The organism is Myxococcus faecalis (assembly GCF_050039385.1).
Lineage (GTDB): Bacteria > Myxococcota > Myxococcia > Myxococcales > Myxococcaceae > Myxococcus > Myxococcus fulvus.
Genome location: NZ_CP144336.1, coordinates 104720 through 122761, shown reverse-complemented (window position 1 = coordinate 122761; position 18042 = coordinate 104720). Strand labels below are relative to the sequence as shown.

General features: G+C 67.4%; 1 protein-coding gene (running past one end of the window). It reads right to left on the bottom strand.

Going from position 1 to position 18042, the window contains the following annotated elements:
• A protein-coding gene (locus tag VZQ01_RS00365) for a non-ribosomal peptide synthase/polyketide synthase (protein ID WP_426746628.1) crosses the window boundary here: on the bottom strand, positions 1-18042 show its beginning. It extends 27405 nt beyond the left edge of the window; only the first 18042 of its 45447 coding nucleotides appear in the window; it begins with the start codon at positions 18040-18042; its stop codon lies beyond the left edge, outside the window.

Sequence of the window (18042 nt, the reverse complement as noted above, 5' to 3'; positions counted from 1 at the left end):
GAGGGAGTGGGGAGGCGCGAGGACAAGCTTCGAGCCATGGAGGAGCGCACCCCAGATTTCGAGGGTGGAGGCGTCGAAGGCGACGGGAGCGGCGTGGAGCCAGACTTCCGAAGCGCCGAAGTGGATGAAGGAAGAGGAGACGAGGCGAGTGACGCCACGGTGGGGAACGCAGACACCCTTGGGCTCACCGGTGGAGCCTGAGGTGAACATGACGTAGGCGAGGTCATCGCCCGTCACTTCGGAAACAAGCGCAGTCGTGGGCCGACGTGAGATGCGAGAGGCCTCCTCATCGACGAGGAGGAGGACGGCGCCGAAGGCCGGCAAGTCGTCTGCGACGTCGGAGTGGGAGACGAGGACGCCTGCGCCGGACTCGCGGAGGACGAAGGAGAGGCGCTCGGAAGGCCAGGCCTTGTCGAGGGGGACGTAAGCCGCGCCGGCCTTGAGGACGGCGAGCAGGGAGACGATGAGGTCAGCGGAGCGGTCGAGGCGGACAGCGACGCGAGAGCCGGGGAGGACACCCAGGGCACGCAGGTGGTGGGCGAGCTGGTTGGAGCGCGCGTCGAGCTGCGAGTAGGTGACAGCCTCATCCCCGGAGACAACGGCGACGGCATCGGGTGAAGGGGCCACCTGCTGCTCGAACAGCGAATGCACGCTCGCGTTGCGCGGGTAATCCGTGACGGTGTTGTTCCACGTCGAGAGCACGGCCTGCTTCTCGGCGGACGTGAGCAGCGGAATCTGGCGGAGCTGCGTCTCCGGTGAAGAGACGACCTCGATCAAGAGCACCGAGAAGTGCTGTGCGAGGCGCTCCATCGAGGTCGAGTCGAACAGGTCGGTGTTGTAGTTGATGATGCCGGAGAAGCCGTCCTTGCCCTCTTCGAGGAGGAGGCTGAAGTCGTACTTGGACGTCTCGATGCTCGGAGGCACGCCACCCAGCGTGACTCCAGGGAGCGTCAGTGCCTCTTCCGGAGCGTTCTGAAGCGTGAGCGTGACCTGGAACAGGGGCGAACGGCTGAGGTCGCGCTGCGGCTGCAATTCCTCGACGAGCTTCTCGAACGGGATGTCCTGGTGCTCGTAGGCCGCGAGGGTGTTCAGGCGCACCTGTCCCAGCAGCTCGCGGAATGAACGCCGCGCATCGATGCGTGAGCGCAGGACGAGGGTGTTGACGAAGAAGCCGATGAGGCCCTCCGTCTCGGAGCGGTTGCGGTTCGCGATGGGCGAACCCACGGAGATGTCGTCCTGTCCCGAGTAGCGAGAGAGCAGGAGCTGGAAGGAGGCCAGCAGGACCATGAAGGGCGTGGCACCTTCGCGCTGGGCCAGCTCCTTCACCTGGGCACTGAGGTGCTTGGAGAGCGCCACAGGCACGACGGCGCCGCCGTAAGTCTGGATGGCGGGACGAGGCCTGTCCGTGGGTAGCTCCAGCGCCGGAGAAGCGTCCGCGAGCTGCTTGCGCCACCAGTCGATCTCCGAGGCGAGGACGTCGCCATGGAGCCACTGGCGCTGCCAGACGGAGAAGTCAGCGTACTGGATGGGCAGGGGCGCGAGCTGCGCGGCTTCTCCACCGGAGAACTGGCGGTAGAAGGCGGCGATTTCCCGTGTGATGACCGCGATGGACCAACCATCCGAGATGATGTGGTGGGCGGTGACGAGGAGCAGGTAGTCCTCGTCGCTCAGTCGCACCAGTGACGCGTGCACGAGCGGACCGCGGGACATGTCGAACGAGTACAGCGCCTCCGCGCGCGTCAGTCGTTCGGCTTCGGTTTCGCGAGCCGCGGGCTCCAGTCCTCGCAGGTCGATGACAGGCAGCTCGAGTCGAACGTCAGGACGAATGACCTGAACGGGCTGACCGTCGTGGACCGCGAAGTGAGTACGGAGCACCTCATGGCGAGCGAGGAGTGCGTTGAGCGACTGGCGCAGCGCGCTGACATCGAGTGCGCCGGAGAGCTTGAGGGCCCAGGGGATGTTGTAGGTGGAGGAGCCAGGCTGGAGCTGGTCGAGGAACCAGAGGCGCTGCTGGGCGAAGGAGAGAGGCAGCGGCTGGGAGCGGTCGACAGGGACGAGAGGAGGCTGACGGGAAGCGGAGCCGTGCTGCTCGAGGCGCTGAGCGAGGAGGGCGACGGTGGGCGCGGCGAAGAGCTCACCGAGGGGCAGCTCGACGCTGAAAGTGGAGCGGATGCGAGAGACGACCTGGGTGGCGAGGAGGGAGTGGCCACCCAACTCGAAGAAGTCGCCGTGGAGGCTGACGCGCTCCATGCCGAGGACGTCGGCGAAGATGGAAGCGAGACGGGCCTGTGCGGGAGTGGAGGGCTCAACGAATTCGTCGGCGGAAGCCGCCGAGGCGAAGTCGGGGGCAGGCAGAGACTTCCGGTCGAGCTTGCCGTTGGCGGAGAGGGGGAAGGCCGACAGCGAAACGAAAGCCGAGGGCACCATGTACTCGGGCAGTCGCTGCTGGAGGAAGCTCTTGAGCGAGGTGGTGTCGACGGAAGAGTCGCCAGAGGTGAAGTAGGCGACGAGGCGCTTGTCACCAGGGACGTCCTCACGAGCGAGGACGACGGCGTCCTGGATGCCGGAGAAGAGACGCAGAGCGGCCTCGACTTCGCCGAGCTCGATGCGGAAGCCGCGAATCTTCACCTGGAAGTCGTTGCGGCCGAGGAACTCGAGGGTGCCGTCGGAGAGCCAGCGAGCCTTGTCGCCAGTGCGGTAGAGGCGAGCACCGGGGGCGCTGCTGAAGGGGTGAGGGACGAAGCGCTCGGCGGTGAGGTCCGCGCGGTTGAGGTAGCCCCAAGCCAGACCGTCACCACCGACGAAGAGCTCGCCCGGGACGCCCGGAGGAAGCGGCTGGAAGGCGGAGTCGAGAACGAAGGCAGAGGAGTTGGAGAGAGGCGAGCCGATGGGGACGGAGCGGGAGACTTCGTCACCGTGGCGGAGGGCGTGAGTGGCGGAGAAGGTGGTGTTCTCGGTGGGGCCGTAGCCGTTGACGAGGACGTGGCCTTCGGGGAGGCGGGCGAGGTGCTCACGGACGCGGTGAGGAGGCAGCACGTCACCACCGGCGAGCAACTGGCGGACGCCCGCCAAAGCAGAAGGCTGGTGGGCAACCATCTGCTCAAAGAGAGCCGCGGTCAGCCAGAGAGAGGAGACCTTCTCGCGGGAGAGGACAGCACCCAACTCCTCCAGGGAGAGGGAGTGGGGAGGCGCGAGGACGAGCTTCGAGCCATGAAGGAGCGCACCCCAGATTTCGAGGGTGGAGGCGTCGAAGGCGACAGGAGCGGCGTGGAGCCAGACTTCCGAAGCGCCGAAGTGGATGAAGGAAGAAGAGACGAGGCGAGTGACGCCGCGGTGAGGAACGCAGACACCCTTGGGCTCGCCGGTGGAGCCTGAGGTGAACATGACGTAGGCGAGGTCGTCGCCAGAGACGTCAGAGGCCAGCGCAGTCGTGGGCCGACGTGAGATGCGAGAGGCCTCCTCATCGACGAGGAGGAGGACGGCGCCGAAGGCCGGCAAGTCGTCTGCGACGTCGGAGTGGGAGACGAGGACGCCTGCGCCGGACTCGCGGAGGACGAAGGAGAGGCGCTCGGAGGGCCAGGCCTTGTCGAGGGGGACGTAAGCCGCGCCGGCCTTGAGGATGGCCAGAAGGGAGACGATGAGGTCAGCGGAGCGGTCGAGGCGGACAGCGACGCGAGAGCCGGGGAGGACACCCAGTGCACGCAGGTGGTGGGCGAGCTGGTTGGAGCGCGCGTCGAGCTGCGAGTAGGTGACAGCCTCATCCCCGGAGACAACGGCGACTGCGTCGGGCGAACGGACCACCTGCTGTTCGAAGAGCGAGTGGATGCTGGCATCGCGCGAGTAGGCGGACTGCGCACCGTTCCATGCAGGGAGCAGTTGCTTCTCTGCCGGTGTGAGCATCGACACGAGGCCGAGCTGTCTGTCGGGGCTGGTGAGAAGCCCATCGAGGAGCACCGCGTAGTGACGAGCGAGGCGCTCCATCGAGGCCGCTTCGAACAGATCGGTGTTGTAGTTGATGATGCCCGAGAAGCCTTCGCTTCCTTCGTCGAGGAGAAGGCTGAAGTCGTACTTGGACGTCTCGATGCTGGGCGGGAGGGCGTCGAGGCTGAGCCCGGGAAGCGTCAGAGCCCCCTCGGGTGCGTTCTGGAGCGTGAGCGTGACCTGGAACAGGGGCGAACGGCTGAGGTCACGCTGAGGCTGGAGTTCCTCGACGAGCTTCTCGAAGGGGACATCCTGGTGCTCGTAGGCCGCGAGGGTGTTCAGGCGCACCTGTCCCAGCAGCTCACGGAAGGACTGCCTGCCATCCAGGCGTGAACGGAAGACGAGGGTGTTGACGAAGAAGCCGATGAGGCCCTCCGTCTCGGAGCGGTTTCGGTTGGCGACGGGCGAGCCGACCGAGACGTCGTCCTGTCCCGAGTAGCGAGAGAGCAGGAGCTGGAAGGAAGCCAGCAAGACCATGAAGGGCGTGGCGCCCTCGCGCTGGGCCAGTTCCTTCACCTGGGTGCTGAGGTGCTTGGAGAGTGCCACAGGCACGACGGCGCCACCGTACGTCTGGATGGCGGGCCGGGGCCTGTCCGTGGGTAGCTCGAGAGAAGTGGAAGCGCCGGCGAGCTGCTTGCGCCACCAGTCGATCTCCGAGGCGAGGACGTCGCCATGGAGCCACTGGCGCTGCCAGACGGAGAAGTCGGCGTACTGGATGGGCAGGGGCGCGAGCTGCGCGGCCTCTCCATTGGAGAACTGGCGGTAGAAGGCCGCGATCTCTCGGGCGATGACGGAGATGGACCAACCGTCGGAGATGATGTGGTGGGCGGTGACGAGGAGGAGGTACTCCTCATCGCTCATCCTCACCAAGGTCGCATGAACAAGAGGGCCCTGAGCGAGGTTGAAGGAGTGCTGGGCCTCCTGTCGCATCAGCGCCTGTGCTTCGGTCTCGCGAGCCGCAGGCTCCAGTCCTCGCAGGTCGACGACAGGAAGCTCGAGCCGAACGTCAGGCTGGATGACCTGAACGGGCTGACCGTCGTGGACCGCGAAGTGAGTGCGGAGCACCTCGTGGCGCGCGAGGAGCGCGTTGAGCGACTGATGCAGCGCGCTGACATCGAGGGAGCCGGTGAGCTTGAGGGCCCAGGGGATGTTGTAGGTGGAGGAGCCAGGCTGGAGCTGGTCGAGGAACCAGAGGCGCTGCTGGGCGAAGGAGAGAGGCAGCGGCTGGGAGCGGTCGACAGGGACGAGAGGAGGCTGACGGGAAGCGGAGCCGTGCTGCTCGAGGCGCTGAGCGAGGAGGGCGACGGTGGGCGCGGCGAAGAGCTCACCGAGGGGCAGCTCGACGCTGAAAGTGGAGCGGATGCGAGAGACGACCTGGGTGGCGAGGAGGGAGTGGCCACCCAACTCGAAGAAGTCGCCGTGGAGGCTGACGCGCTCCATGCCGAGGACGTCGGCGAAGATGGAAGCGAGACGGGCCTGTGCGGGAGTGGAGGGCTCAACGAATTCGTCGGCGGAAGCCGCCGAGGCGAAGTCGGGGGCAGGCAGAGACTTCCGGTCGAGCTTGCCGTTGGCGGAGAGGGGGAAGGCCGACAGCGAAACGAAAGCCGAGGGCACCATGTACTCGGGCAGTCGCTGCTGGAGGAAGCTCTTGAGCGAGGTGGTGTCGACGGAAGAGTCGCCAGAGGTGAAGTAGGCGACGAGGCGCTTGTCACCAGGGACGTCCTCACGAGCGAGGACGACGGCGTCCTGGATGCCGGAGAAGAGACGCAGAGCGGCCTCGACTTCGCCGAGCTCGATGCGGAAGCCGCGAATCTTCACCTGGAAGTCGTTGCGGCCGAGGAACTCGAGGGTGCCGTCGGAGAGCCAGCGAGCCTTGTCGCCAGTGCGGTAGAGGCGAGCACCGGGGGCGCTGCTGAAGGGGTGAGGGACGAAGCGCTCGGCGGTGAGGTCCGCGCGGTTGAGGTAGCCCCAAGCCAGACCGTCACCACCGACGAAGAGCTCGCCCGGGACGCCCGGAGGAAGCGGCTGGAAGGCGGAGTCGAGAACGAAGGCGGAGGAGTTGGAGAGAGGCGAGCCGATGGGGACGGAGCGGGAGACTTCGTCACCATGGCGAAGGGAGTGAGTGGCGGAGAAGGTGGTGTTCTCGGTGGGGCCGTAGCCGTTGACGAGGACGTGGCCTTCGGGGAGGCGGGCGAGGTGCTCACAGACGCGGTGAGGCGGCAGCACGTCGCCGCCGGCGAGCAACTGGCGCACGCCAGAGAGGGCGACGGGCTGGTGCGCAACCATCTGCTCGAAGAGAGCAGCGGTCAGCCAGAGAGAGGAGACCTTCTCGCGGGAGAGGACAGCACCCAACTCCTCCAGGGAGAGGGAGTGGGGAGGCGCGAGGACGAGCTTGGAGCCGTGGAGCAGGGCCCCCCAGATTTCGAGGGTGGAGGCGTCGAAGGCGACGGGAGCGGCGTGGAGCCAGACTTCCGAAGCGCCGAAGTGGATGAAGGAAGAAGAGACGAGGCGAGTGACGCCGCGGTGGGGAACACAGACACCCTTGGGCTCGCCGGTGGAGCCTGAGGTGAACATGACGTAGGCGAGGTCGTCGCCAGAGACGTCAGAGGGCAGCGCAGTCGTGGGCCGACGTGAGATGCGAGAGGCCTCCTCATCGACGAGGAGGAGGACGGCGCCGAAGGCCGGCAAGTCATCTGCGACGTCGGAGTGGGAGACGAGGACGCCTGCGCCGGACTCACGGAGGACGAAGGAGAGGCGCTCGGAGGGCCAGGCCTTGTCGAGGGGGACGTAGGCCGCGCCGGCCTTGAGGATGGCCAGCAGGGAGACGATGAGGTCAGCGGAGCGGTCGAGGCGAACCGCGACGCGAGAGCCGGGGAGGACACCCAGGGCACGCAGGTGGTGGGCGAGCTGGTTGGAGCGCGCGTCGAGCTGCGAGTAGGTGACAGCCTCATCCCCGGAGACAACGGCGACTGCGTCGGGTGAACGGACCACCTGCTGTTCGAACAGCGCATGCACGCTCGCGTTGCGCGGATACTCGACGGCAGTGCCACTCCAGTTCGTGAGGACCTGCGCCTTCTCCTCCGTGGAGATGATGGGCAGGTCATTCAGCGTCAGATCGGGGCGAGTGACCGCGGCCTCGAGCAACACGGTGAAGTGACGGAGCAGGCCCTTCATGGTGGCCGCTTCGAACAGATCGGTGTTGTAGTTGATGATGCCCGAGAGCTGCTCGGCCTCCGTGAACAAGAGGCTGAAGTCGAACTTCGACGTGTTGATCTCGGCTGGCAGCGCCGTGATGTCGAGTCCCGAGAGCGCCAGAGATGACTCCGGCGCGTTCTGCAGGGTCAACGAGACCTGGAACAAAGGGGAACGGCTGAGGTCGCGCTGAGGCTGGAGTTCCTCGACGAGCTTCTCGAAGGGAACGTCCTGGTGCTCGTAGGCGGAGAGCGTGCTCAGGCGCACCTGTCCCAGCAGCTCGCGGAACGAACGCTGTCCTTCGATTCGCGCACGCAGGACCAGCGTGTTGACGAAGAAGCCGATGAGGCCTTCGGTCTCGGAGCGGTTGCGGTTGGCGACGGGGGAGCCGACCGAGATGTCGTCCTGCCCGGAGTACCTGGAGAGCAGGAGCTGGAAGGAAGCCAACAGGACCATGAAGGGCGTGGCGCCCTCGCGCTGGGCCAGGGCCTTGACGGCCTGAGTGAGTTCCCGAGAGAGCTCGATGGGAAGCACGGCGCCGCGGTAGGACTGAACGGCGGGGCGAGGCTTGTCGGTGGGCAACTCGAGCGCGGAAGCGGCGCCCGAGAGCTGCTGACGCCACCAGTCGAGCTCGGAGGCGAGGACGTCGCCGTGGAGCCACTGGCGCTGCCAGACGGAGAAGTCGGCGTACTGGATGGGCAGGGGGGCGAGCTGCGCGGCCTCTCCGCCCGAGTACTCGCGGTAATACGCACCCAGCTCGCGGACCATGACCGCGATGGACCAACCGTCCGAGATGATGTGGTGGACGGTGACGAGCAACAGATGCTGCTCGTCATCCGTGCGGATGAGTGAGGCACGGACGAGTGGCCCTCGGGCCAGGTCGAACGGTAGCGAGGCCTCTTCCCGCGTGAGTCGCTCGGTGGTGGCCTCCTGCTGTGCAGGCGCGATGCCTCGCAGATCCACCAAAGGCAGTTCGAGCCGGAGATCGTCCTGGATGATTTGGACGGGCTGTCCTTCGTGCGTGGAGAAGCGAGTGCGAAGGACCTCGTGGCGCTGGGTAAGAGCCTGGAGGGACTTGAGGAGAGCGGAGGAGTCGAGTGAGCCGGAGAGCTTGAGGACCCAGGGGATGTTGTAGGTGGAGGAGCCGGGCTGGAGTTGGTCGAGGAACCAGAGACGCTGCTGAGCGAAGGAGAGAGGCAGCGGCTGGGAGCGGTCGACAGGGACGAGAGGAGGCTGGAGGGAAGCGGAGCCGTGCTGCTCGAGGCGCTGTGCGAGCAGAGCGACGGTAGGCGCGGCGAAGAGCTCACCGAGGGGCAGTTCGACGCTGAAGGCGGAGCGGATGCGAGAGACGACCTGGGTGGCGAGGAGGGAGTGGCCACCGAGCTCGAAGAAGTCGCCGTGGAGGCTGACGCGCTCCAGGCCGAGGACGTCGGCGAAGATGGAAGCGAGACGAGCCTGTGCGGGAGTGGAAGGCTTGACGAATTCGTCGGCGGAAGAGGCCGCGGCGAAGTCAGGAGCAGGCAGAGACTTCCTGTCGAGCTTGCCGTTGGCGGAGAGGGGGAAGGCCGACAGCGAGACGAAAGCCGAGGGCACCATGTACTCGGGCAGCCGCTGCTGGAGGAAGCCCTTGAGCGCGGTGGTATCGACGGAAGAGTCGCCAGAGGTGAAGTAGGCGACGAGGCGCTTGTCGCCAGGGACATCCTCACGAGCGAGGACGACGGCGTCCTGGATGCCGGAGAAGAGACGCAGAGCGGCCTCGACTTCGCCGAGCTCGATGCGGAAGCCACGAATCTTCACCTGGAAGTCGTTGCGGCCGAGGAACTCGAGGGTGCCGTCAGAGAGCCAGCGAGCCTTGTCGCCAGTGCGGTAGAGGCGAGCACCGGGGGCGCTGCTGAAGGGGTGAGGGACGAAGCGCTCGGCGGTGAGGTCGGCGCGGTTGAGGTAACCCCAAGCCAGGCCGTCGCCGCCGACGAAGAGCTCTCCGGGAACGCCCGGAGGAAGCGGCTGGAAGGCGGAGTCGAGGACGAAGGCGGAGGAGTTGGAGAGAGGCGAGCCGATGGGGACGGAGCGGGAGACAGCGTCACCGTGGCGGAGGGAGAGGGTGGCGGAGAAGGTGGTGTTCTCGGTGGGGCCGTAGCCGTTGACGAGGACGTGGCCTTCGGGGAGGCGGGCGAGGTGCTCACGGACGCGGTGAGGCGGCAGCACGTCACCGCCGGCGAGCAACTGGCGCACGCCAGAGAGGGCGACGGGCTGGTGCGCAACCATCTGCTCGAAGAGAGCCGCGGTCAGCCAGAGAGAGGAGACCTTCTCGCGGGAGAGGACGGCCCCCAACTCCTCCAGGGAGAGGGAGTGGGGAGGCGCGAGGACGAGCTTCGAGCCGTGAAGCAGGGCCCCCCAGATTTCGAGGGTGGAGGCGTCGAAGGCGACAGGAGCGGCGTGGAGCCAGACTTCGGAGGCACCGAAGTGGATGAAGGAAGAAGAGACGAGGCGAGTGACGCCGCGGTGAGGAACGCAGACACCCTTGGGCTCGCCGGTGGAGCCTGAGGTGAACATGACGTAGGCGAGGTCGTCGCCGGAGACGTCAGAGGGCAGCGCAGTCGTGGGCCGACGTGAGATGCGAGAGGCCTCCTCATCGACGAGGAGGAGGACGGCGCCGAAGGCAGGCAAGTCGTCCGCGACGTCGGAGTGGGAGACGAGGACGCCTGCGCCGGACTCGCGGAGGACGAAGGAGAGGCGCTCGGAAGGCCAGGCCTTGTCGAGGGGGACGTAGGCCGCGCCGGCCTTGAGGATGGCGAGCAGGGAGACGATGAGGTCCGCGGAGCGGTCGAGGCGGACAGCGACGCGAGAGCCGGGGAGGACACCGAGGGCGCGCAGGTGGTGGGCGAGCTGGTTGGAGCGCGCGTCGAGCTGCGAGTAGGCGACAGCCTCATCCCCCGAGACAACGGCGACTGCGTCGGGTGTACGGGCCACCTGCTGCTCGAACAGCGCATGCACGCTCGCGCTGCGCGGATACGCCCGGGCTGTCTCGTTCCACGTCGAGAGCACCTGCTGCTTCTCGTGAGCACTCAGTGCCGAGAGCGTGCTCAGAGACTGCTCGGGCCGAGAGACGGCCGTCTCGAGCAGCACGGTGAAGTGGCGAAGCAGGCCCTGCATGGTGGCCGCTTCGAACAGGTCGGTGTTGTAGTTGAGGACGCCCGAGAACCGGTCTCCTTCATCGAACAACAGGCTGAAGTCATACTTCGATGTGTTGATTTCAGCGGGGACCGGCTCGAGCACCAGGCCCGAGAGCGCGAGGGCGGCCTCGGGTGCGTTCTGCAGCGTGAGGGTGACCTGGAAGAGCGGGGAGCGGCTCAGGTCACGCTGGGGCTGGAGTTCCTCGACGAGCTTCTCGAAGGGGACATCCTGATGCTCATAAGCCGCGAGCGTGTTCAGGCGCACCTGTCCCAGCAGCTCGCGGAAGGACTGCCTGCCATCGATCCGGGCGCGGAAGACGAGCGTGTTGACGAAGAAGCCGATGAGGCCTTCGGTCTCGGAGCGGTTGCGGTTGGCGACGGGGGAGCCGACCGAGATGTCGTCCTGTCCAGAGTACTTGGAGAGCAGGAGCTGGAAGGAAGCCAGCAGGACCATGAAGGGCGTGGCGCCCTCGCGCTGGGCCAGGGCCTTGACGGCCTGAGTGAGTTCCCGAGAGAGCTCGATGGGGAGCACGGCGCCGCGGTAGGACTGAACGGCGGGGCGAGGCTTGTCGGTGGGCAGCTCGAGCGCGGAAGCGGCGCCCGAGAGCTGCTGACGCCACCAGTCGAGCTCGGAGGCGAGGACGTCGCCGTGGAGCCACTGGCGCTGCCAGACGGAGAAGTCGGCGTACTGGATGGGCAGGGGGGCGAGCTGCGCGGCCTCTCCCCCGGAGAACTGACGGTAGAGGGCTGCGAGTTCGCGCAGGATGACGGCAATGGACCAGCCGTCGGACGCGATGTGGTGAACGGTGACGAGCAGCAGATGCTGCGACGCGGTCAGGCGGACGAGTGACGCCCTGACCACGGGCCCCTGCGCGAGGTCGAACGGACGCAGCGCCTCCTGCGAGGCCAACCGCTGGGCCTCGGCCTCTCGCTCCTGTTCCGAGCGCGAGGAGAGGTCGGTGACCGGCAGCTCCAGAGAGAAGTCCCGGTCGATGAGCTGGACGGGCTGACCCGCGTGAACGGCGAAGCGAGTACGCAAAGCCTCATGTCGCTGGATGAGCGAGTTGAGGGAGAGGCGCAGCGCGTTCACATCGAGTGCGCCGGAGAGCTTGAGGACCCAGGGGATGTTGTAGGTGGAGGAGCCGGGCTGGAGCTGGTCGAGGAACCAGAGACGCTGCTGAGCGAAGGAGAGAGGCAGCGGCTGGGAGCGGTCGACAGGGACGAGAGGAGGCTGACGGGAAGCGGAGCCGTGCTGCTCCAGACGCTGAGCGAGGAGCGCGACGGTGGGTGCGGCGAAGAGCTCACCGAGAGGCAGCTCGACGCTGAAGGCGGAGCGGATGCGAGAGACGACCTGGGTGGCGAGAAGCGAGTGGCCACCGAGCTCGAAGAAGTCGCCGTGGAGGCTGACGCGCTCCAGGCCGAGGACGTCGGCGAAGATGGAAGCGAGACGAGCCTGGGTGGGAGTGGAAGGCTCGACGAATTCGTCAGCGGAAGAGACCGAGGCGAAGTCAGGAGCAGGCAGAGACTTCCTGTCGAGCTTGCCGTTGGCGGAGAGGGGGAAGGCCGACAGCGAGACGAAAGCCGAGGGCACCATGTACTCGGGCAGCCGCTGCTGGAGGAAACCCTTGAGCGCGGTGGTATCGACGGAAGAGTCGCCAGAGGTGAAGTAGGCGACGAGGCGCTTGTCGCCAGGGACATCCTCACGAGCGAGGACGACGGCCTCCTGGATGCCGGAGAAGAGGCGCAGAGCGGCCTCGACTTCGCCGAGCTCGATGCGGAAGCCACGAATCTTCACCTGGAAGTCGTTGCGGCCGAGGAACTCGAGGGTGCCGTCGGAGAGCCAGCGAGCCTTGTCGCCAGTGCGGTAGAGGCGCGCGCCGGGCGAGCTGCTGAAGGGGTGAGGGACGAAGCGCTCGGCGGTGAGGTCCGCGCGGTTGAGATAACCCCAAGCCAGACCGTCACCACCGACGAAGAGCTCGCCCGGGACGCCCGGAGGAAGCGGCTGGAAGGCGGAGTCGAGGACGAAGGCGGAGGAGTTGGAGAGAGGCGAGCCGATGGGGACGGAGCGGGAGACAGCGTCACCGTGGCGGAGGGAGTGAGTGGCGGAGAAGGTGGTGTTCTCGGTGGGGCCGTAGCCGTTGACGAGGACGTGGCCTTCGGGGAGGCGGGCGAGGTGCTCACAGACGCGGTGAGGCGGCAGCACGTCGCCGCCGGCGAGCAACTGGCGCACGCCAGAGAGGGCGACGGGCTGGTGCGCAACCATCTGCTCGAAGAGAGCAGCGGTCAGCCAGAGAGAGGAGACCTTCTCGCGGGAGAGGACAGCACCCAACTCCTCCAGGGAGAGGGAGTGGGGAGGCGCGAGGACGAGCTTCGAGCCATGAAGGAGCGCACCCCAGATTTCGAGGGTGGAGGCGTCGAAGGCGACAGGAGCGGCGTGGAGCCAGACTTCGGAGGCACCGAAGTGGATGAAGGAAGAAGAGACGAGGCGAGTGACGCCGCGGTGAGGAACGCAGACACCCTTGGGCTCGCCGGTGGAGCCTGAGGTGAACATGACGTAGGCGAGGTCGTCGCCGGAGACGTCAGAGGGCAGCGCAGTCGTGGGGCGACGTGAGATGCGAGAGGCCTCCTCATCGACGAGCAGAAGGACGGCGCCGAAGGCAGGCAAGTCATCCGCGACGTCGGAGTGGGAGATGAGGACGCCGGCAGCGGACTCACGGAGGACGAAGGAGTGGCGCTCGGAGGGCCATGCCTTGTCGAGGGGGACGTAGGCCGCGCCGGCCTTGAGGATGGCGAGCAGGGAGACGATGAGGTCAGCAGAGCGGTCGAGGCGAACAGCGACGCGAGAGCCGGAGAGGACACCCAGTGCACGCAGGTGGTGGGCGAGCTGGTTGGAGCGCGTGTCGAGCTGCGAGTAGGTGACAGCCTCATCTCCCGCGACGACGGCGACGGCATCGGGTGAACGGACCACCTGCTGTTCGAACAGCGCATGCACGCTCGCGCTGCGCGGATACGCCCGGGCTGTCTCGTTCCACGTCGAGAGCACCTGCTGCTTCTCGGCGGACGTGAGCAACGGAAGCCGCGCGAGCTGCGTGTCTGGCGTGGAGACCGCCTCGGTGAGCAGCACGGAGAAGTGGCGCGACAGGCCCTCGATGGTCGCCGCGTCGAACAGGTCGGTGTTGTAGTTGAAGACACCCGCGAATCCGCCCGAGCCCTCCTCGAGCAGCAGGCTGATGTCGAACTTCGAGGTCTCCAGCTCCGGCGGAAGCTGCGTGAGCGTGATGCCAGGGAGCGTCAGCGTGGCGCTTGGCGTGTTCTGCAGGGTGAGGGTGACCTGGAAGAGCGGCGAGCGGCTCAGGTCACGCTGGGGCTGCAGTTCCTCGACGAGCTTCTCGAACGGGACGTCCTGGTGCTCGTAGGCGGCGAGGGTGCTCAGCCGCACCTGTCCCAGCAGCTCACGGAACGTGCGCTGCGTGTCGATGCGCGAGCGCAGGACGAGCGTGTTGACGAAGAAGCCGATGAGGCCCTCGGTCTCCGCGCGGTTGCGGTTCGCGATGGGCGAGCCCACGGAGACGTCGTCCTGGCCCGAGTAGCGTGAGAGCACGAGCTGCCAGGCCGCGAGCAGGACCATGAACGGCGTGGCCCCCTCGCGCTGCGCGAGCGCCTTCACCGCGTTGCTCAGACTCCCGGAGAGTTCGATCGGAAGCACCGCGCCGCGCTCGGTCTGTGCGGCCGGACGCGGCTTGTCCGTGGGCAGCTCCAACGCCGACGGCGCCCCCGTGAGCTGCTCCCGCCACCAATCCAACTCGCCCCGGAGCCGCTCGCCGTCGAGCCACTGCCGCTGCCAGACGGAGAAGTCCGCGTACTGGATGGGGAGCGACGCGAGCTGCGCGGCTTCTCCACCGGAGAACTGGCGGTAGAAGGCCCCCAGCTCACGGACCATGATCTCCGTGGACCATCCATCCGAGATGATGTGGTGGACGGTGACGAGCAGCAGATGCTGTCGCGCATCCAGCCGCAACAGAGAGGCTCGGACCAGCGGTCCACGCGCCAGGTCGAACGGGCGGAGCGCCTCTTCGCGCATCAGTCGACGCGCTTCCTCCTCGCGCGGCTGTCCATCCAACCCAGCGAGCTCCACCACGGGCAGCTCGACCTCGGCTTCGGGCCGGATGACCTGGAGGGGCTGTGAATCACGAACGACGAAGTGCGTGCGCAGCACCTCATGGCGCTGAACGAGCGCGCGCAGCGCCTGCCTCAGGGCCGCGACATCCAGCGAGCCCTCCAGTCGCAGCGCCGCGGGCAGGTTGTACGACGCAGTGCCGGGCTGGAGCTGATCCAGGAACCACAGGCGTTGCTGCGCGAACGACAGCGGAATCGCACCCGCCCGAGAGACAGGCGCCAGCTTCGCCGCGCCGTCGGATTCCCCCTGCGACAGCGCTCCGAGCCGCTTCGCGAGCAGCTCTACTGTCGGCGCCTCGAAGAGGTCCCGCAACGGCAACGTGACGCCCGTGGCGGAGCGCAGCTGCGCGACCAACCGCGTTCCCAACAGCGAGTGTCCACCCAGCTCGAAGAAGTGGTCGGTGGCACCGACCTGCTCGACCCGGAGGACCGAGGCGAACAGGGACGCAAGCAACTGCTCCGTCGGCGTGCGAGGCGCGACGAACTCCCGCGCGACAGGGACGAAGTCAGGCGCGGGGAGCGCCTTGCGGTCCACCTTGCCGCTGGGGCTCAGCGGGAGCGCGTCGAGGAAGACGAACGCGGACGGCACCATGTACTCGGGCAGGCGCTGGGAGAGCGCATCCCGGAGGGCCGAGGCGTCCTGTGACGTGGAGACGAGATAGGCGATGAGACGCGCCTCGTCGCGCACGGTGACGACCGCATCGGAGACGGACGGAACCGAACGCAGCGCGTTCTCGACTTCACCGAGCTCGATGCGGAAGCCACGCAGCTTGACCTGGAAGTCGGAGCGGCCGAGGTACTCGAGGGTGCCGTCGGGGAGCCAGCGAGCGAGGTCACCGGTGCGGTAGAGGCGAGCGCCGGGAGCGTCGCTGAAGGCGTCGGGGATGAAGCGCTCGGCGGTGAGGTGAGGGGAGCGCCAGTAGCCGAGGCCGACCTGGACACCGCCGATGAAGAGCTCGCCCGGGACGCCGACGGGAGAAGGCTGCCCCTGGGAGTCGAGGACGTAGAGGCGGGTATTGGCGACGGGCCTGCCGATGGGGATGGAGGAGAGGGAGGAGCCGCGAGCGCAGTGGAAGAAGGAGACGTCGACGGCGGCCTCGGTGGGGCCGTAGAGGTTGTGGAGCTCGGAGGAGGGGTGAAGGCGCGAGTGGGCGCGGTGGACGAGGTCCGCGGGGAGGGCCTCACCGGAGCAGAGGACGCGGCGCAGGTGGTTGAGGGAGTCGAGCCCCGGCTCCTCGAGGAAGGCGCGGAGCATGGAGGGGACGAAGTGGACGGTGGAGACGCGCTCGTCGGAGAGGAGGCGGACGAGGTAGGCGGGGTCCTGGTGTCCGCCGGGCCTGGCGAGGACGAGGCGAGCGCCGGTGAGAAGGGGCCAGAAGAACTCCCAGACGGAGACGTCGAAGCTGAAGGGAGTCTTCTGGAGGACGGTGTCGAGGGCGGTGAGGGAGTACTGCTGCTGCATCCAGAGGAGGCGGTTGACGACACCGGAGTGGGCGTTCATGGCGCCCTTGGGGCGGCCGGTGGAGCCCGAGGTGAAGATGACGTAGGCGAGGGAGTCCGGCCCCGCGAGAGGAGGGAGAGAGGCGGAGGACTGACGGGAGACGGCGTCCCACTGGGTGTCGAGGCAGAGCACCTGGGAGGCGTGCTGAGGCAGGACGGAGGTCAGGCGTGAGTGGGTGAGGAGGACGGGGGCCTGGGCGTCCTCGAGCATGCCGGCGAGACGCTCGCGCGGGTAGGCGGGGTCGAGGGGGACGTAGGCGGCGCCGGACTTGAGGACGGCGAGGAGTGAGACGACGAGGTCGAGGGAGCGCTCGAGGCAGACGGCGACGAGCAGGCCCGGGCGGGCGCCGAGAGAGCGCAGGTGGTGGGCGAGCTGGTTGGAGCGCGCGTCGAGCTGAGCGTAGGAGAGAGACGTGCCCTCGAAGCGGAGGGCTTCGGCGTGAGGCGTGCGGAGGGCCTGGGCCTCGAAGAGGGAGTGGAGGGTGGCGTCCTCGGGGTAACGGACGTGCTCGCCCTGGAAGTCGGAGAGCAACTGGACGTGCTCATCCTGGGTGAGCAGCGGCAGCTCGGACAGACGGGTGTCCGGGTTGGCGGCCACCGCGCCGAGCAGCGTGTAGAAGTGCCCACGCAGCCGCTGGACCGTCGTCACGTCGAAGAGGTCGGTGTTGTACTCGAGCCAGCCGAAGATCTCGTCCGGCCGGTCCTCGCGCAATTCCAGCAGCAGGTCGAACTTGGCCGAGCCCGGGTCCACGAGCAGATACGTGGACTGGAGCCCCGGCATGGACAGGTCCTGGCGCGGGGTGTTCTGGAAGCTGAACATCACCTGGAACAGCGGGTGACGGCTCAGGTCGCGCGGAGGCTGCAGCTCCTCGACGAGCTTCTCGAACGGCAGCTCCTGGTGCGCGTACGCCGCCATGCACACGTCCTTCGCGCGGCGCAGCAGCTCGCGGAAGGTGGGGTTGCCGCCCAGGTTGTTGCGCAGCACCAGCGTGTTGACGAAGAAGCCGATCAACGACTCCAGCTCCGGCACGTTGCGGCCGGCGATGGGAGAGCCGACGGTGATGTCCGTCTGCCGCGAGTGACGGTGCATCAGCGTCTGGAACGTCGCCAGCAACGTCATGAAGAGGGTGGCGCCCTCCTGCTGGCTCACTTCCTTCAGCGCGCGCGTGAGCGCCACCGGGAGCGTGACGAACTGACGCGAGCCCCGGTACGTCTGGCGCACGGGACGCGGCCTGTCGGTGGGCAGCTCCAGCGGCGCGGGCAGCGTCTTCAGGTGCTGCTTCCAGAAGTCGAGCTCGACGCGCAGCCGCTCGCCCTGCATCCGCTCGCGCTGCCACTCCGCGAAGTCCGAGTACTGGATGGCCAGCTCGGGAATCGCGGGCGATTGTCCCGTGACCTCCGCGGCGTAGAACGCCATCAGCTCGCGCACGAAGACGCCCAGCGACCAGCGGTCCGTCACCAGGTGGTGCATGGTGACGAGCGCCACGTGGTTGTCGGGCCCCAGGCGCAGCACCTTGCCTCGCAGCAGCGGACCCTTCGCCAGGTCGAACAGGCGCTGGGACTCCTCGCTGGTGCGGCGCTCCACCTCCGCGTCCTGCTCCTCCTTGGCCAGCGCGGAGATGTCCTCCACGGGGATGTGCAGTGTCAGCTCCGGCAGGACGACCTGCACGGGGAGCCCGTCGTCGCGCGCGGCGAACACCGTGCGCAGCGACTCGTGCCGGCGCACCACCTGGTTCACGCACCGCTCCAGCAGCGGGATGTCCAGTGTGCCGCTGAACTGCACGGTGATGTGGACGTTGTAGGCGAACGCCTGGCCGCCCTCGAGTTGGTCCACCACCCACAGCCGCTGCTGCGGGAAGGACGCGGGCGCCGGCTCGGTGCTGGCGCGACGCGGAATGGTCCGCTCGAGTGCCTGGGCCGACGAGGCCTGCAGCTGGCCCTTCTTCTCCTTGAGGAGCAACTCGTACAGCGCGCGCTGCTTGGGAGTGAGCTTGTCGAGGTTCTTGGAACTACCGCTCAT